The sequence below is a fragment of the Adhaeretor mobilis genome, assembly GCF_007741515.1.
Lineage (GTDB): Bacteria > Planctomycetota > Planctomycetia > Pirellulales > Lacipirellulaceae > Adhaeretor > Adhaeretor mobilis.
On sequence record NZ_CP036263.1, the window covers coordinates 2,423,159 to 2,445,164 of the forward strand.

The 22,006-nt window shown below is 55.1% G+C and carries 22 protein-coding genes and 1 tRNA gene; 9 read left to right on the forward strand and 14 right to left on the reverse strand.

Annotated elements, in window-relative coordinates:
• Positions 1-3: 3 nt before the first annotated feature.
• The 7 genes from nuoK to HG15A2_RS09555 all read right to left on the reverse strand — a co-directional run bounded on the left by nuoK (position 4) and on the right by HG15A2_RS09555 (position 5,848).
• Entirely contained in the window at positions 4-363 is a 360-nt protein-coding gene (gene nuoK, locus HG15A2_RS09525) for an NADH-quinone oxidoreductase subunit NuoK (RefSeq protein WP_218932440.1), read from the reverse strand.
• Between the two features lie 90 nt (positions 364-453).
• On the reverse strand, positions 454-1,062 hold the full coding sequence (locus tag HG15A2_RS09530; protein WP_218932441.1) for an NADH-quinone oxidoreductase subunit J family protein: 609 nt from the start codon (positions 1,060-1,062) through the stop codon (positions 454-456).
• Positions 1,063-1,064: 2 nt separating this feature from the next.
• Positions 1,065-2,354, reverse strand: a complete 1,290-nt coding sequence (gene nuoH, locus HG15A2_RS09535; RefSeq protein WP_145059944.1) for an NADH-quinone oxidoreductase subunit NuoH — start codon at positions 2,352-2,354, stop codon at positions 1,065-1,067.
• Positions 2,355-2,695: 341 nt separating this feature from the next.
• Positions 2,696-3,901, reverse strand: a complete 1,206-nt coding sequence (locus tag HG15A2_RS09540) for an NADH-quinone oxidoreductase subunit D (protein ID WP_145059945.1) — start codon at positions 3,899-3,901, stop codon at positions 2,696-2,698.
• Positions 3,902-4,021: 120 nt separating this feature from the next.
• Positions 4,022-4,552 carry an NADH-quinone oxidoreductase subunit C gene (locus tag HG15A2_RS09545; protein ID WP_145059947.1) on the reverse strand — a complete coding sequence of 177 codons (531 nt, stop codon included), beginning with the start codon at positions 4,550-4,552 and terminating at the stop codon, positions 4,022-4,024.
• A gap of 61 nt (positions 4,553-4,613) precedes the next feature.
• Positions 4,614-5,300 carry an NADH-quinone oxidoreductase subunit A gene (locus HG15A2_RS09550; protein ID WP_145059948.1) on the reverse strand — a complete coding sequence of 229 codons (687 nt, stop codon included), beginning with the start codon at positions 5,298-5,300 and terminating at the stop codon, positions 4,614-4,616.
• Positions 5,300-5,848: a 4Fe-4S binding protein gene (locus HG15A2_RS09555; RefSeq protein WP_145059949.1), complete on the reverse strand. Its 549-nt coding sequence runs from the start codon at positions 5,846-5,848 to the stop codon at positions 5,300-5,302. The genes HG15A2_RS09550 and HG15A2_RS09555 overlap by 1 nt, the downstream gene beginning before the upstream one ends.
• An 881-nt stretch (positions 5,849-6,729) precedes the next feature.
• Here HG15A2_RS09555 and csrA point away from each other — a divergent pair.
• From csrA to HG15A2_RS09595, 8 genes are all read left to right on the forward strand, one after another.
• A complete protein-coding gene (gene csrA / locus HG15A2_RS09560; protein ID WP_145059950.1) occupies positions 6,730-6,933 on the forward strand; it encodes a carbon storage regulator CsrA in 204 nt (67 codons plus the stop codon).
• 300 nt (positions 6,934-7,233) lie between these two features.
• Positions 7,234-7,306 (forward strand) — tRNA-Glu (locus HG15A2_RS09565).
• Between the two features lie 103 nt (positions 7,307-7,409).
• A complete protein-coding gene (locus HG15A2_RS09570) occupies positions 7,410-8,492 on the forward strand; it encodes a ferrochelatase (RefSeq protein WP_145059951.1) in 1,083 nt (360 codons plus the stop codon).
• A 185-nt stretch (positions 8,493-8,677) separates the two neighbouring features.
• Positions 8,678-8,986, forward strand: coding sequence for a hypothetical protein (locus tag HG15A2_RS09575; RefSeq protein ID WP_145059953.1), 309 nt, complete (start codon positions 8,678-8,680; stop codon positions 8,984-8,986).
• A gap of 95 nt (positions 8,987-9,081) precedes the next feature.
• Positions 9,082-10,113, forward strand: coding sequence for an aldo/keto reductase (locus HG15A2_RS09580; protein ID WP_246117925.1), 1,032 nt, complete (start codon positions 9,082-9,084; stop codon positions 10,111-10,113).
• A 115-nt stretch (positions 10,114-10,228) separates the two neighbouring features.
• The gene (locus tag HG15A2_RS09585) at positions 10,229-11,164 is read left to right on the forward strand and encodes an ABC transporter ATP-binding protein (RefSeq protein ID WP_145059954.1); all 936 of its coding nucleotides are present in this window, start codon (positions 10,229-10,231) and stop codon (positions 11,162-11,164) included.
• A gap of 90 nt (positions 11,165-11,254) precedes the next feature.
• Complete coding sequence (locus HG15A2_RS09590; RefSeq protein WP_145059955.1) at positions 11,255-12,865, forward strand: hypothetical protein; 1,611 nt, start codon at positions 11,255-11,257, stop codon at positions 12,863-12,865.
• Positions 12,866-12,904: 39 nt separating this feature from the next.
• Positions 12,905-13,513, forward strand: coding sequence for a pyroglutamyl-peptidase I (locus HG15A2_RS09595; protein WP_145059956.1), 609 nt, complete (start codon positions 12,905-12,907; stop codon positions 13,511-13,513).
• A 6-nt stretch (positions 13,514-13,519) separates the two neighbouring features.
• Here the strand turns inward: HG15A2_RS09595 and HG15A2_RS25085 are convergent, their stop codons facing one another.
• From HG15A2_RS25085 to HG15A2_RS09630, 7 genes are all read right to left on the reverse strand, one after another.
• Positions 13,520-14,101: a thioredoxin family protein gene (locus HG15A2_RS25085; protein ID WP_145059957.1), complete on the reverse strand. Its 582-nt coding sequence runs from the start codon at positions 14,099-14,101 to the stop codon at positions 13,520-13,522.
• 135 nt (positions 14,102-14,236) lie between these two features.
• Positions 14,237-14,836, reverse strand: a complete 600-nt coding sequence (locus HG15A2_RS09605; RefSeq protein ID WP_218932442.1) for a thioredoxin family protein — start codon at positions 14,834-14,836, stop codon at positions 14,237-14,239.
• Between the two features lie 365 nt (positions 14,837-15,201).
• Positions 15,202-15,723 carry a PH domain-containing protein gene (locus HG15A2_RS09610; protein WP_145059960.1) on the reverse strand — a complete coding sequence of 174 codons (522 nt, stop codon included), beginning with the start codon at positions 15,721-15,723 and terminating at the stop codon, positions 15,202-15,204.
• Between the two features lie 76 nt (positions 15,724-15,799).
• The gene (locus HG15A2_RS09615) at positions 15,800-16,810 is read right to left on the reverse strand and encodes a hypothetical protein (protein WP_145059962.1); all 1,011 of its coding nucleotides are present in this window, start codon (positions 16,808-16,810) and stop codon (positions 15,800-15,802) included.
• Between the two features lie 101 nt (positions 16,811-16,911).
• Positions 16,912-17,775 (reverse strand): PEP-CTERM sorting domain-containing protein, encoded by an 864-nt coding sequence (locus HG15A2_RS09620; protein ID WP_145059963.1) that lies wholly within the window; start codon positions 17,773-17,775, stop codon positions 16,912-16,914.
• Between the two features lie 56 nt (positions 17,776-17,831).
• A complete protein-coding gene (locus HG15A2_RS25260; RefSeq protein ID WP_145063995.1) occupies positions 17,832-18,614 on the reverse strand; it encodes a DUF1559 family PulG-like putative transporter in 783 nt (260 codons plus the stop codon).
• Positions 18,615-19,355: 741 nt separating this feature from the next.
• Positions 19,356-19,829, reverse strand: a complete 474-nt coding sequence (locus HG15A2_RS09630) for a CBS domain-containing protein (protein WP_145059965.1) — start codon at positions 19,827-19,829, stop codon at positions 19,356-19,358.
• A 399-nt stretch (positions 19,830-20,228) separates the two neighbouring features.
• On the opposite strand from HG15A2_RS09630, the gene HG15A2_RS09635 reads away from it, so the two are divergent.
• Complete coding sequence (locus tag HG15A2_RS09635) at positions 20,229-21,968, forward strand: hypothetical protein (RefSeq protein ID WP_145059967.1); 1,740 nt, start codon at positions 20,229-20,231, stop codon at positions 21,966-21,968.
• Positions 21,969-22,006 lie beyond the last annotated feature (38 nt).

Genomic DNA, 22,006 nt, shown 5'->3' on the forward strand with positions numbered 1-22,006 from the left:
TGGTTAACCTTGGAGTTGCTTGGCACGGTCCACATCGACCGAGTCGTGGTTGTTGTAAAAGTTCAGCACAATTGCCAACGCGACGGCTGCTTCTGCAGCAGCAAGCACGATAACAAACAGGGCGATCAACTGCCCATCAAGGCCCAATGTGTTCGCATCGTTGCGAAGGTACTTGCTGCCGAAAGCGATAAAGTTGATGTTCGCGCCGTTAAGAACCAATTCGATGCCCATCAGCACGCCCAAGGCGTTGCGTTTTGTGGCCATGCAAAGGGCACCACACACAAACATGACGGCACCGACCACCATGAAGTGGGCGACTCCGATTGGTTCATTCAGTAAGTGGGCGAGGGGAAGTTGAAGCATGGTTTATCTAGTATCAAATGCTCTATTTCTTAGCGGGCGAATTGTTCTAATGGGTTTGCTTGCCAGATTTAAATTGGCATGACGTCTAGGCTATTTTGGTAGGGCTGCACCGGGTTCGACGTGGGAGGTTCGTTCGGCGGCAGTGCCTCGTGATATTTTCGCACGAGCCAAATAAGCGGCCCCGACGAGTACGACTAGCAAATGTACGGACACAATTTCAAAGAATAGTAAGTAGCCGTGCTCGCCACCTTCGTCTGTGCGCGCTCCAAGCAGCCCCATGGCCAGCGGGGCGACAGTAGGCTCGACTTGGAGTTGCTCAGCCGCGGCGCGATCGATGCCACGCCACGCGGGGACGCTGAAAGCCACCCAACAGAGCGTAACCAGCAAAGCGCCACCGGCAAGGAATCCAAAAATCCAATCACCGGCCATGGTTTTCATTTCTACAAAGCGTTCTTGCGAGGTGAGCATGACGCCAAAGATGAGCAGCACAAGTGTGCCGCCCACGTAAATCATGAGTTGCATCGCGCCGACGAAATCTGCACCAGCGAGGAAAAACAGCCCCGAGGTCGCAGACAGCGACATGATCAAGTAGAACGCCATGCGCACGATATTCGTTGCTAGGAGCACGGCTACGGCGAAACCGCAAGCGAGCAGTCCGAACAACAGGAAGAAGAATGAGGGCCAGTAGATTGCGTCCACGATTAGTTTCCTCCTCGTAGGGCGACCGTTTTGACTACTGCTTCTGCGGTGCGTGACTCGACTGTCTCGTCGAGGTTCTCACTCTGCTCAGCACCTTCAATGTCTTGTTCGAGTAGAGCCTTCTCCTGCTCAGCCTTTGCTTTTTCCAATTCCCAGCCTTCGCTCACGGCGTAGGTTGCGGCGGGGCGATCTGATAAGCCGAAGAAGTTGCGATGGGGGAGGTTGTATTGCCAAAGGACCGCGCCCAAGAACATGGTGGCGGCGATGGGTGTGCAGTATTTGAGGCAGGTGGCCATGACTTGGTCGATGCGTAGGCGGGGCAGCGTCCAGCGAATCCACATCATCACGCAGACGCCGAAGGTTGCTTTGCCTATTAGGTTGGCGGCACCGATCAGGCTTCCCAGGTACCAGGAAAGCGTACCGACTTCGCCGGTTAGGCCGAGCCATTCTGTGACAGGCAGCGGGCCATTCCAGCCACCGAGGAACAGGATGGCGGCGAGCAGACTCACCGAGAACATCGAGCCATACTCTGCCATGAAGAAGAAACTCCACCGCAAGCCGGAGTATTCGGTGTGGAAACCGGCGACCAACTCGCTCTCTGCTTCAGCAAGGTCGAACGGGGCGCGATTCACGCTGGCCAGGGCGCAGGTAAAATAGACCCAGAAAGCAATGAAGGTGAATGGATCGTTGAAGACGAGCCAATTCGTGAATAGCCCTGCCTGCATGTCGCCGATGTAGACGAGGTCCAGTGAACCAACCAGCAGGACAGGTACGACAGCGCACATGCCAATAGGAACTTCGTAGCTAACCACTTGGGCCGCTTCACGCATGGCACCGAACAGCGACCACTTGGACGCTGACGAGTAACCAGCGAGGATCGTGCCGAACACTTCCAAGCCAAGCACTGCAAGGACAAAGAAAATACCCGAGTTCACTCGCAACGCAGCAAACGGATGGTCACCGCCTGCAAAAGGAATCGCCAAGTAGGCGGCGATGGCCGCACAGAAGCTCACGTAAGGAGCAATCTTAAAGAGCAGGCCGTCTGCCCCGGCGGGCATTAGGTCTTCTTTCGTTATGAGTTTCAATCCATCGGCGAGCGTTTGCAGCCAACCGAACTTACCGCCGACGCGTGTTGGGCCGAGGCGATCTTGGATGCGGCCAGAAATCTTGCGTTCCAGCCAGATAAAGACCAGGGCACCGACCGCCACGATGTTGATAATCAGGGCAATGTGCACGAGCGCGGCAAGGACATAGCCGAGCAGGCTATCACTAGCCAAATAGCCTACGGACATTCCGATCCAGGATAGCAACCAATTCAGGCAGCCAATCAGCCAGTTCAGAACAATGATTATTATTTGTGCCACAGCCTAATATCTTTCGCGAATTCGCTGATTTCTATTCTTCGCTGCTCGCTATGTGTGAGAAGTTCTTGCTGAAACAGCTCTGAACAACACCTCAACTACACTGCTGAGAAACGCTTCCTTGGGGTATGGGACGGCAAGCCGGAGGCCGTGCTATCATGCCCGAATTAAGATTGTGAAATATGGCACAAAGTCCAAAAGGTGTATAGGGTTGCCCGCGGAAAACGCCTTATAAACACGTGAGGTGGCGGTTCAAATCCGGCATGCTCGCGCTAACGGTCAATCTCGCCCATGACGACATCGAGCGAGCCCACAATGGCAGGCACATCGGCAAGGAGGCAACCACGACTGAGCTCAGCTGTAACCGAAAGGTTGCAGAAGCAGCTACTACGGGCCCGTACTCGCCAAGGGATCGCGCTGCCGTCGCTTACCAAGTAGAAGCCCATCTGGCCACGTGGTGCTTCGGTCTCAAGATAGACCTCGCCCTTAGGCAGTTTCGTGTTGAGCTTCATGGGTTCGCCATAATCGCCCTCGGCGGTGCGGTAGCGTTCGATTGCTTGGCGTACGAGGTCGATCGACTGGATGACTTCGAGCATCCTCACATAAAAACGATGCCAGCAATCGCCCAGGACTGCTTCTTGCGGTATTGCCGGGTAGGAATGGTCCTTAGGGTAGTGGCCGTCCTGCTCGGCGATCACTTCGAAGGCGTACCCATCGTACATGGCGGTGTAAATTTCTTCGCCATCGCGACGCAAATCGTGACTTACACCGCTGCCGCGAAGCACGGGGCCGCTCGTGCCGTAGTTGATTGCCATCTCGGGCGACATAATGCCGATGCCGGCTGTGCGTTTGATGAAAATGGAGTTCGTCGTGAGTAAGGCGTGGTACTCAGCGATGAGCGGCTCGAACTGATCGAGAAAATCTTCGCATTTCTCCACCCAGCCTACAGGCAAGTCAGCCGTTGCACCGCCGGGGGTGAGGTAGCTGTAGGTGAGGCGAGCACCGCAGGCTTCCTCGAACAGGTCGAGGATTTTCTCTCGCTCACGGAAGGCGTAGAGGAACGGGCTGAAGCTGCCCAGGTCGAGCCCGTAAGCGCCCATGCCGACCAAGTGGCTGGCGATGCGACCCATCTCGGAAATAACCACGCGCAAATGGCGGCCCTTTTCGGGTGGCTCGTATTTCATCAGCTTCTCGACGGTGAGCGCCCAGCCGAGATTCATGTTCATGCCCGCGAGATAATCCATGCGGTCGGTGTAGGGAATCCACTGACGCGGTGTGAGATTCTCGCCGATCTTCTCTGCGCAGCGGTGGAGATATCCCAGGTGAGGGGTAACTTCCGAGACGATCTCGCCATCGGTACGCAACACCAGCCTCAACACGCCGTGCGTGCTGGGATGCTGCGGTCCCATGTTCACCAACATTTCGTCGGTGCGGACGTCGAATTCAATGACTCTGGGGTCGTCGACTGTAGTTGACATGCAATTCGAAAGTAGGAGTGTTGGGTAGTTCTCTTGAGCAGGAGAAAACAGAGTGAACTGAGTAAGCTTCAGGTCCTGGCTCTGCTATCTCTTGTTCGATCTTAACTGTTGCTTGCCAATTTAGCGGCCACGGATGCCGTGATATTCCAGCGGCATCTCGTAGTCTTTACGTAGTGGATGGCCGACCCAATCTTCGGGGCACAGGATGCGTCGTAGATTGGGGTGATCTGTGAAATGTACGCCGCAGAGGTCGTAGGCTTCGCGTTCGTGCCAGTCGGCGGTGCTCCACAGGCCTGCCACGCTGGGCAACTCGGGGATTTCGCCGGGGGTGTCGTCTTTCCAGCGGGGCAACATGACTTTCAGTACGAGACTGTGTTTGTGCTGCATGCTGAAGAGGTGATACACCACTTCGGTATGCGGTTCCCAGTCCGCCTTCGCGGCCTTTTTCTCATCGGTGTGCAGATAATCAACCGCGGTGACGCTGTTGAGATAGTCGAACGCAAGACTTGGCTCGTCGCGCAGGTGCTGGCAAACGTCCAGCAGTCCGTCTGGTGAGACCTCAATCCAAGGATCGACGTTCTCAAAGTTGGAGCCAGTGATGTGGTCGCCAAACTTCTGTTTGAGTTGGTCGACAAATGCTTGTCCGCTCATGCTGCTGCGCTTAGAAAAAAGTTTGTGTAGCTGGGCAAGCGCCAGCTTGATGGGTTTGATTTTAGGCGGAGAGAATCGAACCAGCGGTACGCGCCGCCCGATCGGTGGATTGGGTGGGCGGAGCACGCTCGACGACTTGCCCCTTTTGGCTTTCGGTGGAGTGGACCCAGTTGAGGTCGCCCCGTTTCCAGACGTACGCAAAGCCGACCATAAGCACGGCAAAGAACACGCTGATATCGAAGATCGAGGCCTTCGCTAAGGTTTGGGCCGAATCTCGAACTGCCGCTCGTGCTTCGCCGACTGTGCCGGGGACGACGCCAAGTTCCTTCGAGCGTTCGGCGCTCAGAGCAGGTAGCTCTGGTGATCGGAGCCCCAATTCTTCCAGTCGAATAGTGGCCTGCGGGGAAAGCTTGTCGTCTGCGCCGCCTGGATCTAAGTCGGCCATGACCACGGGCATATTCGGAGAGGAGAGTTGCGTTGCCTTTCCGTAGACGCTCGCCCACGGAAAGAAGAAAGCGACTTCCACATCGAAAATGATGAACAGCAGAGCGATCACGTAAAAACGGAGATCGAACTGTACGAAGCTCGAACCAATGGTCGGCTCGCCGCACTCGTAGATTTCTAACTTTTCCTCGTTGGGCAGATTGGGTCGCAAGAAGCGCCCCACAAGCAGGTTCACAAACAGGAAAATTCCAGCGACGGCTGCGAACAGACCTAAGTACGCGACGATGGCGGTAGGCGTGGCCATTATTGGTTCGGGCCTCCATGCACGGGCTCGGTAATAACTTTTGATTGAGCAACAGCCGTCGGGTTGATTGCCGAGCGACCCCAGGCGACATCCAAGGGGAGTCGTGAGAAATCGACGATGCAGCCATCGCGGCTGTAGCAGCTCAGGTCGTGGCTAGCACCCATGAAAATACAATCCACTGGGCAAGGCTCGACGCACAACGCACAGAACATGCACTTCGTGTAATCGATCGTGTAGCCAGTGATCTTGAAGCCTTTGCCGCCCTCTACCTTCTCTTTGCCAATGTAGATGCAATCGACTGGGCAAGCTTTCGCACACTGATCGCAAGAAATGCAGGTAGTGAGATCAAATCGGTGAAACCCACGGTAGCGCGCCGCGACAGGCACAGGCAATTCGGGGTATTCAAATTGTTCGGTGAAGGTTTTGCGATCGGGGCGATAGGTTTTTACCGCCGTTCGCAACGTGATGAACATGCCGTGACCGACGGTATAAATAGCTTCGAGGACATTACCCAACCAAGGGAAGACACGTTTGACAGTTGCAATCATCGGCTTCAATTCACCACTTAAATCGAAGTGCTAGGTTCCGCTGGTTAGCAGAGCAGGGCACAACGATTGCGACAGTTTCAGTACTGCTTGACAGCCCAACGGCAAGAAAGGGACTGGATCTCCTCCACGGTTGTAGGCGGAGAACCCTCAAGCACAAGATAAGCTCGGATTATAGAACGGCGCGCTAGCACCGCAACCGGCAACCGGTTTGCGAAGTTCATTTTGCAAGGTTGATCCTGGACATCTTGAGATTGTTCGTTCGAGAATTCCGATCAGGCAAACGCTCGCTTCTGTGCATCCAGTCCAATCGCACTCTCAGATTCGCATTTGTGCAATTCACTTTCTAGACGGTCGTTGTGAAATCAGCGGGAGCTGTCCTGTATTGCAGCGAGTGTGGTATTGGAAAGCGTCAAGTGTATCGCCCCAAGAACTACGAAATGATGATTAGTGTCGTGTGTACAAGCTGCTTCCCGAGGTCCCCATCCATTAAAAGCCGAAAATCGCTGGAAATTTCGGGATTATGAAGCAAGCCGCACCCTTAGCGCCCCGTCCAGCGACATAAAGCGTTTTGTAGTAGTGATTTAGTGGTCATCGCCATGCCTCAATTTGTCGATTCTGTGTGCTAACAGCTAGCAAATATGCGGAAAGCCACCATGTTCGTGCCGTTATTCTGCGACTTCCCGGGGTCCAATAGGCCAAGAATCAGGAGCTATTTCTTGACTCTGGTACTATGTCACGTAGAGTGAAACAAGGGGCTAAGTGCGTGGCACGCCATCACTTAGCGATTTTTGGGTTGCTGCACTGGCAGGAGGCCAATCTTAGGACAGGCGACTGACGTGCCTATGGAATCGTCAGCTAGGAAATATGAGAAGGAATCGATCATGCTAGTTCTATCCCGCAAGAAGAACGAGAGTATCGTCATCAACGATGACATTACGATCGTTGTTGTGGAAATTCGCGGTGACAAGGTTCGCCTTGGGATCGAGGCTCCTAAAGAAGTGCCCGTGCACCGCAACGAAGTTTACGAAGCGATCCGTCGCTCGGCTGAAGCAGCCAGTGAGTCGGCAGAACCCAATCCCTCTTAGCCTGGGCTGATAGACAATGAGAACACTGCGCTGAGATCCAGGTTTCTCGCATAAATCAAAAAGCATTTTCAGGCCGCACCTAATGCGGCCTGTTTTCGTTTTTGTGGACCTTTTCTGGCATCCGAACCTCACTTTTTATGAGGTTTCGTTGACTGGTGGGCGATGAATAGAGAGGTCACTAGAGGAGTTGTATCGCAATCGCTTACCGAAGCCGCCTTGACGATTCAGCGAAACTCGCCACAATTCCTGTCTTGTAGCTTGGCGAAGCGAATCACTTGCGCCACACTAAGCTACTGCCGCGGCCCCTTCGTCTAGCGGTCTAGGACTCCGGCCTTTCACGCCGGCAACACGGGTTCAAGTCCCGTAGGGGTCACTTTTCGATACAATCAATGGCCAAGCCTTGATGATCAACGCAGACGGATTGCGGTTGGTTCTCAGGGTTTGGCCATTTTTTGTTTTTGGGAATTCTTAAGACTATGTCCACCAGCGAGCAACCTGCAAACGAACAAGCCGAAATACATCAAGAAACGGGCTACGACGCGGTTCTTATCGTGTCCTTCGGAGGTCCTGAGGGCCCCGACGAAGTCTTGCCGTTCTTGGAGAACGTCCTGCGAGGGAAAAACGTCCCTCACGAGCGGATGCTTGAAGTGGCTGAGCACTATCAACACTTCGGCGGTGTGAGTCCTATCAACGAGCAGAATCGTCAGCTAATTGCTGCGCTGGAAGCGGAACTAGCCGAACACGGACCGCACCTGAGAGTTTACTGGGGCAATCGCAATTGGAATCCTCTGCTGGCGGATACCTTGCGGAAAATGCGTGACGATGGTGTGCAGCGTGCGATTGCCTTCTTCACCAGCTCCTTCAGTTCCTACTCGGGCTGTCGGCAATATCGTGAAGACATCATGCGTGCTCAAGAAGAAGTTGGTGAAGGGACTCCGCAGGTGGACAAGCTGCGTGTGTTTTTCAACCATCCGGGCTTCATCGAGCCGTTAGTCGAGTCAGTCAAAGAACATCGTAAGCAGATCTCACCGGAAGCCAGGGACGATTCTCTGCTTATGTTCACGGCGCACAGCATCCCACTGAGCATGGCGCAGAACTGTCGATACGAGGCGCAACTGCAAGAGGCTTGTCGACTTGTAGCTGAGCAATCTGGGCACAGTCGTTGGGAATTGGTCTACCAAAGTCGCAGTGGTCCCCCTCAACAACCTTGGCTCGAGCCTGACGTTTGTGATCGTATCACTGCATTGCATGAGGCAGATAAATTGAGCGACCTCATGATTCTGCCGATCGGGTTTATTTCCGATCACATGGAAGTGCTGTTCGATCTTGACACGGAGGCAGCTGAGCTTTGTGAAGAACTTGGTGTGTGCATGCAGCGACTTCCCACCGTTGGCACCCATCCCCGCTTTATTCGGATGATTCGCGAGTTGATTGAAGAACGCGTAAATGAAGACCCACAGCGACAAGCACTCGGAGATTTGGGCCCAAGCCACGACGTGTGTCCAGTGGACTGCTGCCTTTATACGCCCAAGCCGCCACTGCCAGCAAACGCCTCCTGAGTCACTTAATCGCTACAATCAACGTAACCTTCAGTCATTTCAGGGGTTTCGATGACGGGTGGCTCTCTCTGCCCCGGGACTTTTCCCTGAAAGCTAGTTAAGATAGACGGTGGCTGGGCTAAGTCCGCCGAAGTTAGGCGGTGGCCTTCACGATTCAAACTAGAACAATTTGAGGAGTAGTAAAAATGAAGATTTCGAAATTGATGTTAGCCTTGTGCCTGGGTACGTTCACGTTCGCAGGTTGCAGCGAAGCGACAGTTGATAGCATGAAGAAAGATGCAGACAACGCTGCTGAGAAGATGGAAGAGGGAGTCGAAAACGCCAAAGAGGGCGCTGCTGACTTGGTAGAAGATGCCAAAGAAGCCGCTGATAACCTAGGCGACGACATCGAAGCTGGCACAGACAAGGCCGTTGAGAAGGGCAAGGAATTGATGAAGGAAGGTGCCGATAAGATGGAGGAAGGCGCCGAAAAGCTCAAAGAAGCCGCTGAATAGTTGGCCTCGGCAATCGCTGCCGAAGGATCGACTTATGAACGAGAATGGCCGCGGAGACGGGTGACGCCCGACTTCGCGGCCATTATGCTTTTGGTATGAACAAACCTACAGAAGCAGCGCCGTCCGAGCTAATGAAAGTCGACACCCCGGAACTTCGCCCCCTGGGCGGATCGGGAGTCGAAATCACTCCTGTCTCCCTGGGATGCTGGCCGATAGCCGGAGTGAGCACTCTGGGAGTGAACGACAAGGATAGTTTGGCAACTGTTCAGCAAGCACTCGCCTCGGGAATCAATCATCTCGATACGGCCTACTGCTATGGCGCGGCAGGTGAAAGTGAAAACCTGATACGCAAGGCGTTGAATCTTTCGTCAGGGAGCGATCGCGGCAACCTCACCATCGCCACCAAGGGTGGCATCCACTACGACGCTAGTGGCAGCCAAGCACAGGACGCCCGTCCAAAGACCTTGCTGAGCGAGTGTGATGAGAGTCTCCAGCGACTGGGTGTTGATCAAGTTGAACTCTACTACCTGCACTCGCCCGACCCGGAAGTACCCATCGAAGAATCGGCCGGTGCGATTGCTGAGTTAGTAGAGTCAGGCAAATCTCGCAGCGCAGGTGCCTCGAATTGTACGCTCGATGAGCTGCAAGCTTTTCATGCTGTGTGCCCACTGTCCGCGGTGCAACTGCCGTACAATATGTTGCAACGCGACATCGAGAAAAAAACACTCCCTTGGTGCCAAGAAAACAACATCGCCGTGGCTGTCTACTGGCCCCTGATGAAAGGCCTGCTCGCCGGCAAGTTGCCGGAGGACGGTCAACTGTCTGAGGGCGATTCGCGATTGAAGTATCCGATGTACCAGGGCGAAGAACTGGAAAAGAACCAGGCGTTCCTGCGACAGCTCCGTGAAATCGCTGAGGATGCTGACAAGACGGTTGCCCAACTAGTAGTGAACTGGACGATGCGCCAGGCGGGCATTACTACCGTGCTGTGTGGCGCAAAACGAGCTTGGCAGATCGAAGAAACCGCTGGCGCGATGGGGTGGAGCCTCACTGAGAAGCAGGAGTCGGACATTGCCGAAGCCTTGGAAGCCCGTGGTCTGGCAGAGGCGAAGCGGCGGTTTGAGTGAGACAGTTTTTGTGCACCTTGGTTGACCCTATGGGAATCGATAACAGAATCTAACTGCCCCCTGCCCACTCTTAGTACGGGGTCGGGACGACCCAGCTCGCTAGAAATTACTCCCTATGATTCAAGTCGAGCACCTGCGGATGGAGTATGGCGACAAGGTCGCGATCGAGAACCTTTCGCTTGAGGTGGAGCAAGGCGAGGTGTTCGGGCTGATAGGGCCGAACGGGGCCGGCAAAACGACTCTTATTCGTGTACTCGCTACGCTCTTGGAACCGACCTTCGGCAACGTGCGAGTCGCCGGGATCGATGTGCTGGCCGATCCGCTGTCCGCTCATCCCCGCATGGCGTACATGTCCGACTTCTTCAGCTTGTATGAAAATATGCTGGTGTGGGAATATCTGGACCACTTCGCTCGCTGCTACGGCGTGGAAGCCGATCGTAGGGAGCGTCTCATTGACGAAGCTTTAGAACTCGTCTCCCTTGAAGTCCGTCGCGATGCTGAGATCTCCGAGTTGTCGCGTGGCATGCGTCAACGGATTTGCTTTGCGAAGAGCTTGCTGCATGAGCCACAGGTGCTCTTGCTCGACGAACCTGCTTCCGGGCTCGACCCGGCAGGGCGGGTTGAGTTTCGCGAGATGATCAAGAGCCTGCACGCCATGGGACGCACGGTGCTAATCTCAAGCCATATTCTTACGGAGATGACCGAGTTTTGCACCTCGATCGGCATCCTGGAACAGGGGCAGCTGCTCGCCAGCGGCAAGGTGGGAGACATTCTCAGCCAATTAAAGTCCGGCTTGCAGCTGAAGATTGAAACGGTCGCTGGGGACGGTAACGTCCAGCGGCTGATGGACTTGCTTGACGCATGGGATCAAACGGAGCAGCTTGTCGTGGAGGACTCTCGCATTTGCTGCACCTGGCGGGGCGAGCGTCTCGAATTGCCAGCGCTACATCGCGCGATCGTCGAGGCAAACATTCCGCTCATCTCTTTGGCGGCGCAAGAGGACGATTTGGAGGATATTTACATGCGAATCTCAGGACACAAGACGAGCTAGGAAGGAAGTTGGAGTCGTATGGGCGAACTAGCGTAGGGACTGAATTCCTCTGCCGCTGAGACGTTTGCCGGAATGACACGGAACAATGCCATGCTTGATTTTTGGAACAACCCGATGGTCGTCACGGCGCTGCGATTGAAGTTTCGCAAGGGCTCGCCCGGGCTGTGGTGCGTTGCGTTAGTGCTGGCATTGCTATGCTTGGCGGCGATTCTGGCCCACAATGCTGACGGCCTCTCGGTTCCGCTGGGACGTATGTTTTTTGTGTGCATGGTAGGCGGAGTGACGGCATTGTGTGGCATCATTAGCCTGTCCACCGTCAGCGCTTCCATACGATCAGAAGTTACCGAACGAACGCTGGACTTTCAGCGTATCGTATCGCTTTCGCCCTGGCAGATTTTTCTTGGGAAAGCCATTGGGGAGCCGACGGTTGGTTACTTCCTGATTCTTTCGACCGTCCCGTTCGCCGTGGTGAGCTGGTACTTCGGCGCGGCATCGGGACTAGCAACTTGCTTGTTCTACGTGAATATGCTCACGTTCGCGTTCATGTGCGCGGCGATCGGGACTCTGCACAGCTTGAAGGATCCAGGACAGTCAAAAGTAAGACCGGGGCAGTCGGGCAGTGGAGTGGGTTGGGTAATCTTCGTGATGATCTTCATGGTTCCGAACATGATGGCCAACGGGGCAATGTCGTCCAACAGTTGGGGGGCGGTACCGCTGGGATTGTTTACACCTGCCCTCGGGCTCTATCACTTATTTCACGGCAATGTATGGCGAGCTGTGGTGCCCTTTTGGGAGCTGGAGATTCCTGCTCTGCTCGTGGCACCGCCGTTCCAAGTGGCGGTGGCACTGCTGTCGATTCGACTCATGGCGCGCCGGTTGGAAAGGCCCAATCGCCCGTTGCTGAGCAAGCCGATTGCCTACGGCCTGTTGGCGTGCTTCGACCTGCTTCTAGCGGGAGTCGCTATGCACGAGCGCGTAGCAAGCCAAGCTGCCAACGATGTATTGTGGCACTTCGCGATAGGGCACCTGCTATTCTCATTTGTGCTCATACTCATGACCACTCCCAGACAAGAAATGTTGCGAAGACGAGTCTGGCGAGTACAAGCTCGTCGGGCAAGTGGCAAAGAACTTCTCTACGCAGATCGAACCCCAATCAATGCGATGCTGCTCGTAGTGGCGTTCGTCGGCTGTCTGGTCGCTATGCTGGGGATTGTGGCACCTGCGGCAATTTGGCCTACGACGTTGGGCCCCCCCATCAGCTGGGAAGCCCTGGTAGAAATGGTCGCGATCGCAACGCTTGTCATCCTGAGCTACGGGCAATTGATCCAGATGTTTGGGGCCTTGGTCTCCTCCGGCGGCATCGCCTGGGGGGCAGTGATTTGCCTAGCTGCTGTAATTGTACCCTTCTTGGGTGCGATTATTTGGACCGAATCGGGGCTGGCGTTCCAAGACTCGGGACTCGCAGATGCCGTCTTCTCCCTGAGTCCTATGTCGTATGTCGTTAGCAAGCTCGATGATGTACGTCGGCTTGATTTGCAGTGGCCGTTCTTGGTTGCCATCAGCGTTATCTACTACCTGTTTTCTTCCCGTATCCTTGGGCAATGGCAAAGTGCCCAGCGGCGTCAGGTGCTTGCCAAGCTCACCCAAATGGGCGTATTGGCCAATAAAGCTGAGCTGGAATCGATCGCTACGCCAGACTGACGTTTCCATTTCCGGCACGTCGAGGTCATACTAGCACCCATGACGAGAATCCTACTCACCGCATTTGACGCTTACGAATCCTGGACTGAGAACGCCAGCTGGCTGCTTGTGCAGCGATTGCTTCGCGACTTGCCGTCTCATGCTCAGGTTACGACAAGACTCTATCCGGTCGAATTCAGCACGATGCGAGAGCGGCTGGCGAAGGACTTGCAGGACAATTACGATGTGGTCCTCATGCTGGGGCAGGCACCCGGGTACGGTGGCATTGAGTTCGAAGCCATCGGGCTGAACATCGCGCTGCCGCATGGCACGCATCGCGACGAGGCGGGGCTGCTGGCTGAGGATGGCCCGGTGGCGTATCGCAGCGAGTTACCTCTGGGCGATTGGGCTCGCGACTTGCGTCAGCAGGGCGTACCCGCGCAAGTTTCGTTTCACGCGGGTTCGTTCCTTTGCAATGCGGCACTCTATTTGGCGCACTATTACATCGAGAAATTCAGCCTGCCAACAGAAGCAGCCTTCATTCATGTGCCGCTGGACGTTAGCCAAGTAGCCGGAGAAGTGAAGCCGCCTGCTTCGTTGCCCGTGGAAATATCTGCCGCGGCAATTGGCTGGGTCGTTGAGACGCTTGGTGCTCGGACAATTGCTTAGGTGGCATCACCGAGCCGAAGTCTGCCTCGGCTGCGCCCGCGCTGCCTGTTGCTTGGATGGCGATTGTGCAGTTTGCAATTTCGGCACAATTTGCGGCGCCACCCGGTCGGCGAACTCGTTGGGTGGAACGTAGCCTTGTATCGCCTCGAGTACCTTGCCTTGCGGAGAGATTACCAAGGTTGTCGGAAAAGATTGAATACGCATTTGCTTCAAGAGGCTTGGGTATTTTTCAGCATGAGCAAGTACAGTTTCTGAGTTCTCGATGAGGAGCCGCTGAATACCGGGATGGCGGTAGGTCTGCAAAAGCATTTTTTTGCAGTAATGGCACTGGTCGGATGTAAACATAATGACCAGCGGACGTTGTCGCTTTAGGGCAGTTTTCCAGGCATGATCGACACTCGCGTGGTTGAAGATTTGTGGTGCCTTGGCTGGTGGAGGCTGCGAGGGGCGGAGAGTCGCCACTGATTGAGCTCTATTTTGTTGAATGGGAACCCGGGCCTGAGGCGTAGCTGCTGCAATGGCACCTGGGATGAATCCCATTGCCGCAGACAGAAGGGAAAAGCAGAGTGTCTTGCGATCACAAGTCATGGTCGATCCTCAAAGAGGTGGCAGGGAGCTCACGGTAGAGCGTTGTCTGCACTCTTCATCGACCTAACGGCCCCAATTCAGTGTGAATCGCACTACAGTAAGGCCGACATGTCAAGAAATCCAAAGCCGCTAGCCCTACTTGCGTTCTGTCTTTGCCGCTTCGGCCAGTTTGCTTTTCTTGGCGGCGCTGGCGAGGCTTGTGTGGATGCGGGTGGTGAACGCGTTGGGCTCGACATAGCCTTCGATCTTTGCGACCACTTTGTTGCCAGGAGTGACGACAATCGTTGTCGGGTACCACTTGATGTTCAGCTTCTTGACCAGTTCGGGCTGTGCGTGGCGATCGACGTAAACTGTCTCAAAAGAACCCGCCACGAGCTGGGTGATGTGCTTTTGCTTGTAGGTGCCTTCGATCATTTTTACGCAGTAGGGGCATTGCTGCGAAGTTGCGAAGATAAGAATTGGGCGGCCGGTCTTTTGGGCTGCCGTCCACGCGGCTGGGTAGCGAGTGAAGCGAAACACGCCGTGTTGTAAAGGGCGCGCCTTGCATCGACCATCGCTGATCGCTGCTGGAACAACCGTCGGCTTGGACTCAGCTGCAGCCGCTTGAGAGGGTGCTACCGCTGGAGCTTTCCCGTCAGGTGTCGCCTGAGTCGTTGCAGGCTCTTCAGCTGTGGCGGTGGTGACTGCCACAGAAATGACTAAACCGGCAAGCCCACTTCTGACGAAAACATTCATTCGACTACTCTCCAACACCAAGCGATCTGACCTCTTGCAGAGTCCAGTGCCTCCGCTAAGGAGAGTATCGTCCGCTGCGCGGGTGCTTGGCGGCATCCTTTTTGCTAGCCCAACTTAGCTGGCTGGATTCGCGCGATTTGCCCCTTCGGAAGTATCTCCCTAGGCCGCAAGGTCGAATAAATTTGCGGTTTTCTGAGTGGCATGGGTAGCTTACTGCCCTTGCTTGACAGGGAGCCGACCTAGCGACGAGACTTCGCAGCTCGTTGCCTGGGGTAGGTCTTAACGTGCGCCGTAAACGCGTAGATTTCGACAAGCTAAGGGAGATTCCAAGGGTAGCAAGCTACCCATGCCACCCTGACATGCGATCAGACGGCCGCGCCCATCTCGCGAGCCTTCTGCACGCCTACGAAAGCTTGACGAGATTTGAGGCATGTGTGACGAAAGGGCTTTGGGTTGGGCACGCCAGAGAGGCGGAAGGTTTCAATCTCCCCGTTCTTAAACACCAGATCGCCCGCAGGGTACCACTCTTGCCCTGGTAGGACATCCAACTCGATGGAATCAAAACGGTCTAGCGAAACGCTTTGCTCTTCCGCACCCGTGTAAGGGCGCTCCACAATCACGCGCCGATTGGTCAGGCGATAGCGGAGGCAAAGTGGCGAACCGGGCAAGAGGGTCAGGAAGTAGGGCGGCAGGATGAAGGGAATCGACACGAGCGCCATCAAACGGCCCAAGGTGAAGGGAATCCCGAACAGCGTGATGCCCAGCTTATTGGCGAATCGGCGCCCCCACCAACGTCCCACGCCAAACGCCCCCAATGTGGGCCAGGTGGTCATGACAGTCGCTTCACGTTCGGTAGCGGGGACAACCCCGGCGATGGCTTGGGACATTATTGAAAGGCAAAAGGGGAGAGTCGAAAGGGGACATACCTAAGCATGGGAATCTAGCAAATCGTATAATTTACGGCTAGTGGCTGGATCGACGGCGACCTCTCACAAGTAAGAGAATCCCTAGTGCGGCGGCCAAGCTGGTGGAAGTTGGTTCAGGTACGACCGTAAGGCTGGGCGTGGCGGTAAATGCTCCACTGAAGCTGGGCAGGCTTGAGCCGTACTGCAGATTCCAGACTTGGAGGTCGTCCGAGTCAATTATGTCGTCGTAGTTCGCGTCACCGGCAAGTTGGAGAGCGGCAGGGTTACTCTCACCCAGGCCGCGCTGCCAAGTCAGAAAATCGTTGCCATCGACAACCAAATCCCCATCGAAGTCGGCGCTGAAGTCGGGTGCGAGCTCGTCGAGATTTGCATCAGACCATTGTTGAGCTGATGTCAAAGCGGCGGTCGTCGAGCCGGGAGTTCCAAATAAGAAGTAGAAGGGTTTCGACCGATCGAGGCCTTCCATCCGGGCTCGAATCGAGAACAAATAGATACCATCTTGGGGATCTACACCAAGATCGCCATCACCATCGTCGAGGAAGAAGAAGCGGTGCCGATGGATCGAGCCGATGGAATCGGTGTCTTGGATGACTCCGCCCTGAATGAGTTGGTTTGACCCATCGGCAGCGATAAAGCCTGATTTCGACTGCAAGGAGAGCGCATAAGTTGGAGCTGGCAAAGCGCCGAATTGTACGTTGCCCGTGCCGTCCCAGAAAAAAAGGTTGGCTGCGGTACCGTCAATCTTGAGTGGCAAGAAGTCCCAGCTTAGGTCTGTATTGGCAGGAAGTGCTTCCGCTCCGTCGGGTAGATCGGGCGAGCCGGTGCCCAGTGCGTTCCAACCTGGATCGTTAACGGCGAAATCGCTATCGAAAACTTGGGAGTAAATGCGTGCTCCCAGGGTCCATTGTCCCGTGTCGAAATCGGCATCGCCGCTAGTCAGTCGATCGCCAACGTCTTGGATCAATATATCTGTATGTTGCGCGAGGCATAAATGCGCATTTGTTACCAAGCAGCAAACGACAATCGCCTGGAGTCGATATGAAATCATCTGTTTCCTTTGCTCTAGGGGATCAAGCAAGTCAAGAAAGCAGCCTCACCCGGTGCGGGCGAGGCTGCATCTTGAGATTGACTCCCTAGCTCGTCATTTGTCTACGAGCGTTGCTTACGGCCAGCGAGAAGCATTCCAAACGCCGCCAGGCTCAGCAGTGCTGTGCTTGGTTCGGGAATAGCGAACGTCTCTTCTACAAATTCCACGGCCTCTTCGTAGAAGGCGAACTCCTTGGTGACGCCGCCTCCGAAATCGACGACTGCATCGGTCGTGAGACCCTCCTCAAGTGCTTCCAGGGCCTCTTCGACTGCTTCTTCGTCATCCTCATCGACGATCAATGCGTCAGCCAGTAGCACCGAGTAGAAGGGGTCAGAGGTTGCTAGGCCATCGACATCGACCGTGGGGGAGACTAGATAGACACCGTCGGCAGGCAGTCCTGAGGAGGCATCCAGTTGATAGACTGGGTGCCCGTCCATGTCACCGTTGGGCCCGGTGGTCTCAAAATTCGTGGCCGGCGAGTATGAAAAAGTCGTTCCCGCAGGTGCTGGGGTAAAGTTTACGCTGCCTTGTCCGTCCCAATAGAAGAGTGTGCTGGTAGCACCGCCAATTGAGAAAGAAGAAGCGCTGACACTGACCCCGGCATTGCCTGGAAGGGCACTGGCACCGAGGGCGGCCAGTTCAGCTGCGTCGCTTGTGCCATTGAGTGCAAAGAAACCGGGTTCCTCGGACTCGTAATCGGCTGGTGTTGGTGGCTCGAAGCCTGGCACCATGATCGTTTCGAACACAATCGTTTCGAGATCGAACGACTCATCAGGGTTGCCAATATCCGAAGCGGCACCGATGGCGACCTGGCCACCCACGTTGGTAACTAACACATCGCTATGCTGGGCAAAAAGTGTTGCCGGGTTAATAGAGGAACCGATCAATGAGATCGACAGTGCAAGGGTAAAGAAGAACTTATTCATGGTGAAATATCCAATTATTTAAGAGTCATGATAGTAAGAATAAACCGTCGCAATATTTACTGCGGCGGGATAGCAAAGTTATTCCCCGCGACGCACCAATCGGCGATTTCGTCGCTAGGAATCGCTCGTACGTGGCCGTCTGCATAGAGGTAGTTGGCGGTCGTCCCTTGATGACGATTCACTGCAACCTCAGCCTTTACAGCCTTAAACACGGCATTCGCCGTGCCGTTGTTGCTGAGATTCGATTCGCTGAACCACTTGTCTGATTCCACATGGTCGAAAGTGGTAGCAGCAATGAGCCCCGTCACTTCGAACATGACCATCGTCGTATGAGTCGATGGCAAATCGTACAAGCTTCTGATGAACCCCTCGCTGGGGTCGATCACCACACCGTTTGGCAAGGTGACCGGCGGCTCTGGCTCAGCCAGGTAGCCGTTCATCGCGTAGCTCGAACCGGGGAAATTGGGTGTTTTGGCCTTCTCTTGTAGCTCGATATCTTCCGGGCAGAATCGCATCTCATCCACGTTTTCCAACCACGGGGCGAGCGTGTAGATCCACGACTCACTTCGTTGGTGTTGGTGGGTGGTAAGCGGGAAGTCACCAGAGTGAACACCCGCATACTGATGAATTGCCAGCCCGATCTGTCGCATGCCGTTTGCGCACTGCGCTCTACGAGCAGCAGCACGTGCCGCCTGCACAGCAGGAAGCAGTAAGCCGATCAAAACGCCGATAATGGCAATGACCACCAATAATTCAACTAAAGTAAAGGCCGCACGCGATGAGTTCTTCACGCCTGCGCAACCGGGCACGCTGCAACAGCGCGCACTGGGAGTGAGCATGGGAAGCTCCCTGGAAAAAATTGTGAGCAAAGAAAACCAACCTCAGACGGTTGGTGGCCCACGTGCAAGAGAGAAGCTTACGAAAAGCTGTGGGGTGGGAAGCTCGTCGATTTGACGCTCCCCGGGCAGGAATGCAACCTGTGCAATGTCGCTAGAATGTGCGAGTGGGGATTGAGCTTGGGCTAGAAAGGCGCAGATTGGGCAGCTAGATGGTTCTGCAGCCAAGGAGGGGTGCGGCCGAGATCGCTTACCTTCGTGAGAAACTACTCCGGTGCGCCCTGTAGTCGGCACTGTGGCGTGCTCGTGCTCATGGCAGCAAGGACAGCTCGCTGCGGTTGCCAAGTCGCCAGGATCCTGGGGCCCAGTTTCATAAGCGTCAGCTTCACAAGTTCCGGAAACGCAGTGCTCGCAGTCGAAAACCGTGTGCAGACTGTACCTAAACACGCCCGTCGTGCCGTAGGTCAGCAATACCAAGCCGGTAAGGCTCAGTTGCAAAAAGCTCCAGAAGTGACGGCGGGGGCGCATTCTACTGCGGCTATCGGACAGCGGTTGTGGGCTACGAAACGATCCTGCATCGTACGCAGGCAGCATAACCGTGTCCAGCGAAATGCCGCGGGTTTGCCGGAATATCACGCTAGAATCTGGGCAATTCCTTCGAGAGTTTACAGAGCAAGTGCTGCTCTGTCCGCTCGCAAGGACCAAAATTCGCAGCAAATACGAACGAATACCCCTTCGCGAACCCTACGACACGGGCGCTTCGTTTCGTTCTCGCAAGGCGCTCAAATACAGGATCGTACTATCCGAGGCTCGTGGAGGAGCTGTCTTCACAAGCTTCATCGCGGCATGTAGCACGTCGCGGCGGCTGATTTGGCCAATGAGTTTTCCCTGGTCGAGAACGGGTAGCCGGCGATAGGGTGTCAGCAAGAACACCTGTGCGATGGTTAGCAACTGCGCGTTCGGCTCGATGGTCTGCGCTTCGCAATCCATGAAGGCTTCCACACTTGCTGAGGGCAACCCATCGTAAGCGGCATCGAGCAGGAAATGCATGCAGCACTTCTCGCTGAATACGCCCATGAAATTTCCTTCCGGGCCGACGACCGGCGCGCCGGAAATACGATTCTTCAGTAAGAGCTGTACGGCCTTGAGCACGTCCATCTCTGGTTTCAGCGTTACGAGCTTCTTGACCATGAAGTCGCGAGCAGTGAGTTGACCCATATTACTTGCCCTTATAGAAAAGCCACCGGGTAAAGTATCGAGAAGAGTTGGGAATGGGACCTACCATGGTGATATTCCCTATGAGGCAAGTCTATCATGCCAACGGGCGGCGGCGAAGCAGATTCGGGGCTTGTGAAAAGATTCACACGGTTTGCTTGTGAAAGTTTTCACGAGGTTTCGGGAAGCTTCTGAGCCTTCTAGCTTCCCTAATCGTGAATCTCAACAAGAGCCGCGAGCCAACGGCTCGCCGGGGCCCGGAGATGGTGGGTGATTTGCTAGAGCTTCCCGGCAGCCCGCTGGGCCGCGGCTAGTGTAGATTGAGTGAATTCAGGCTGAGCTTCGACTGATAAGAATAGATCCCTTAACCGGCACAAACTATCAAGTAGCTGAACACTTCCTGTGGATGCTCACCAACTTCTCAACGCCCTCAGCGCCTCGTTCTTTGCCTTATTAGGCATTTGGGCGGCCGTGGTACGCCGGCACTGGTTTCTGCGTTTTGGCGTGGTATGCGTTTGCCTGCTGTCGGCACTGTTCATCCCTGCGTACGAAGCGGTGATTGAGTTCGGTCTGCTGGTCGGCGTGATCGTGGCCGGGGTTTGGTTGGCAAGAGGTCGCAAGAACTGGCGGCCGCAATTGTCGCTGGAGACGGCGCTGCTCATCACGGTGGTCGTCGCCGTCGTGGCTGCCGTGGTGGCGAAGCTGCCGGAGCTGAGCTATCACGATTTCGCTTGGATGACGGTCAACGGTCTGGCCCCGGCGCTGCTGGCGCTGGGGTGCTTGTGGTTGGTGTTCGGGCGGGCGAAGTTGCGAACGCGGTTGCTGTTCGTCGGGCTTGGGTTTGTGCCGTTTATGGCGTTTTATCATTTCTTGCGAGGAGTAGAGGAATTGATTTCCTCATGGTACTTGTGGAACGGACCGCCCTGGTCCTGGGAGAATTACTACTCTGGGCACAAGGTTGTGCGATGGCTACAAAGGAATTTGCCGACGATTGGCACTTCGACAACCATTATTCTTGCCGTGCTAATTGCCGCGCGCGGCAGCGGATGGTTTACGAGTGATGATGAGGGCGATCCGGCAGTCAGGCGGGCCGGTCAGCTCGTATCACGTGCCATATTGGCTGCAATAATGGTGGGAGTGATCCTCCCGCTGACCTATGTTTTTTACTGTTTACTGAACCCGCCAACATTTCCAATAGCACAAGTGCCCCCGTCGAACGGCTACGACGACTTCTTCGCGGCTGGGGAGTTAGTAAACGAGCAGAGCCAAGTGCTATTTAGCAACTGGCAGAGCACCAGCACAAAGCAAAGGCGTGAACTAGTTCTTGGTTGGCAGTCCACGATAGAAAGGATCGAAGCGGGGCTGGAGAAACAGTGTGTTTGGCCTTTGCAACCAGGAGCGAGTCTGCAAACAGAGAAGGCGCAGCAGACGATAGAATTCCTACGACGTGACGGTGTTGTACTCGCGTGTGCCACGGAATTCGAAGTCAGTTCCGGTGACCCCACGCGTGCTCTTGAACTCGTGTTGACCTATTACCACTTTGGGCAAGTTGTTGATTTTACGTTCCTCTACGGCGTCGTCGGCTATGATCCCACAATACTGCTCTCGCAAGTGAACCTACTGCTTCCCAGTCTGGATGCGGCCTCCTGTCGCACCCTGGCAAAGCATATTCGCAAATACCGTTTGGGCGATGAAGACTCGCTCCGCCAAGTTCTCCAGACGAAACGCATTCGAAATTCAAACCGCAATTGGCAGTCCCACTTGTACGAGTTACTCAACGAGTGGTCTGGCGTGGACGTTGTACATTGGGAGGAACGACACTTCCGCAATTGGACGGCACACACCCGTTTGCTTGCGATCCAAGCTTTGCTACAAGCTTATTGGTTAGAGAGCAACTCGTTGCCCGAGTCGCTGCATGAACTGGAACCAAGAAACTTGTCAGAAGTTCGACTCGATCCCTTTTCAGGTGAGCCCTTTCAGTACGCTACCAATCTCGACCGGAGAACGTATAAGTTGTCGAGCGTCGGACGAGATGGGAAAGCCGACGTTAAAGCACCGAATGAAAAAGGGTACTCTCTGGGTTCTAGCGACGACATTGAAATCACCGGGCCGGCCAAACTTAAAGATCGACCGAAGCGTTAGCCGTGCTTCGTCCGGACGCTATGCCAACGCGACAGCGG

Coding starts and splice junctions, on each gene's coding strand:
- HG15A2_RS09615 (WP_145059962.1), bottom strand. CDS start 16,810: ATGATTTCATATCGACTCCAGGCGATTGTCGTTTGCTGCTTGGTAACA.
- csrA (WP_145059950.1), top strand. CDS start 6,730: ATGCTAGTTCTATCCCGCAAGAAGAACGAGAGTATCGTCATCAACGAT.
- HG15A2_RS25260 (WP_145063995.1), bottom strand. CDS start 18,614: ATGCTCACTCCCAGTGCGCGCTGTTGCAGCGTGCCCGGTTGCGCAGGC.
- HG15A2_RS09545 (WP_145059947.1), bottom strand. CDS start 4,552: ATGAGCGGACAAGCATTTGTCGACCAACTCAAACAGAAGTTTGGCGAC.
- HG15A2_RS09595 (WP_145059956.1), top strand. CDS start 12,905: ATGACGAGAATCCTACTCACCGCATTTGACGCTTACGAATCCTGGACT.
- nuoK (WP_218932440.1), bottom strand. CDS start 363: ATGCTTCAACTTCCCCTCGCCCACTTACTGAATGAACCAATCGGAGTC.
- HG15A2_RS09585 (WP_145059954.1), top strand. CDS start 10,229: ATGATTCAAGTCGAGCACCTGCGGATGGAGTATGGCGACAAGGTCGCG.
- HG15A2_RS09555 (WP_145059949.1), bottom strand. CDS start 5,848: ATGATTGCAACTGTCAAACGTGTCTTCCCTTGGTTGGGTAATGTCCTC.
- HG15A2_RS09610 (WP_145059960.1), bottom strand. CDS start 15,723: ATGTCCCAAGCCATCGCCGGGGTTGTCCCCGCTACCGAACGTGAAGCG.
- HG15A2_RS09605 (WP_218932442.1), bottom strand. CDS start 14,836: ATGAATGTTTTCGTCAGAAGTGGGCTTGCCGGTTTAGTCATTTCTGTG.
- HG15A2_RS25085 (WP_145059957.1), bottom strand. CDS start 14,101: ATGACTTGTGATCGCAAGACACTCTGCTTTTCCCTTCTGTCTGCGGCA.
- HG15A2_RS09590 (WP_145059955.1), top strand. CDS start 11,255: ATGCTTGATTTTTGGAACAACCCGATGGTCGTCACGGCGCTGCGATTG.
- HG15A2_RS09620 (WP_145059963.1), bottom strand. CDS start 17,775: ATGAATAAGTTCTTCTTTACCCTTGCACTGTCGATCTCATTGATCGGT.
- HG15A2_RS09570 (WP_145059951.1), top strand. CDS start 7,410: ATGTCCACCAGCGAGCAACCTGCAAACGAACAAGCCGAAATACATCAA.
- HG15A2_RS09630 (WP_145059965.1), bottom strand. CDS start 19,829: ATGGGTCAACTCACTGCTCGCGACTTCATGGTCAAGAAGCTCGTAACG.
- nuoH (WP_145059944.1), bottom strand. CDS start 2,354: ATGTCCGTAGGCTATTTGGCTAGTGATAGCCTGCTCGGCTATGTCCTT.
- HG15A2_RS09580 (WP_246117925.1), top strand. CDS start 9,082: ATGAACAAACCTACAGAAGCAGCGCCGTCCGAGCTAATGAAAGTCGAC.
- HG15A2_RS09540 (WP_145059945.1), bottom strand. CDS start 3,901: ATGTCAACTACAGTCGACGACCCCAGAGTCATTGAATTCGACGTCCGC.
- HG15A2_RS09550 (WP_145059948.1), bottom strand. CDS start 5,300: ATGGCCACGCCTACCGCCATCGTCGCGTACTTAGGTCTGTTCGCAGCC.
- HG15A2_RS09575 (WP_145059953.1), top strand. CDS start 8,678: ATGAAGATTTCGAAATTGATGTTAGCCTTGTGCCTGGGTACGTTCACG.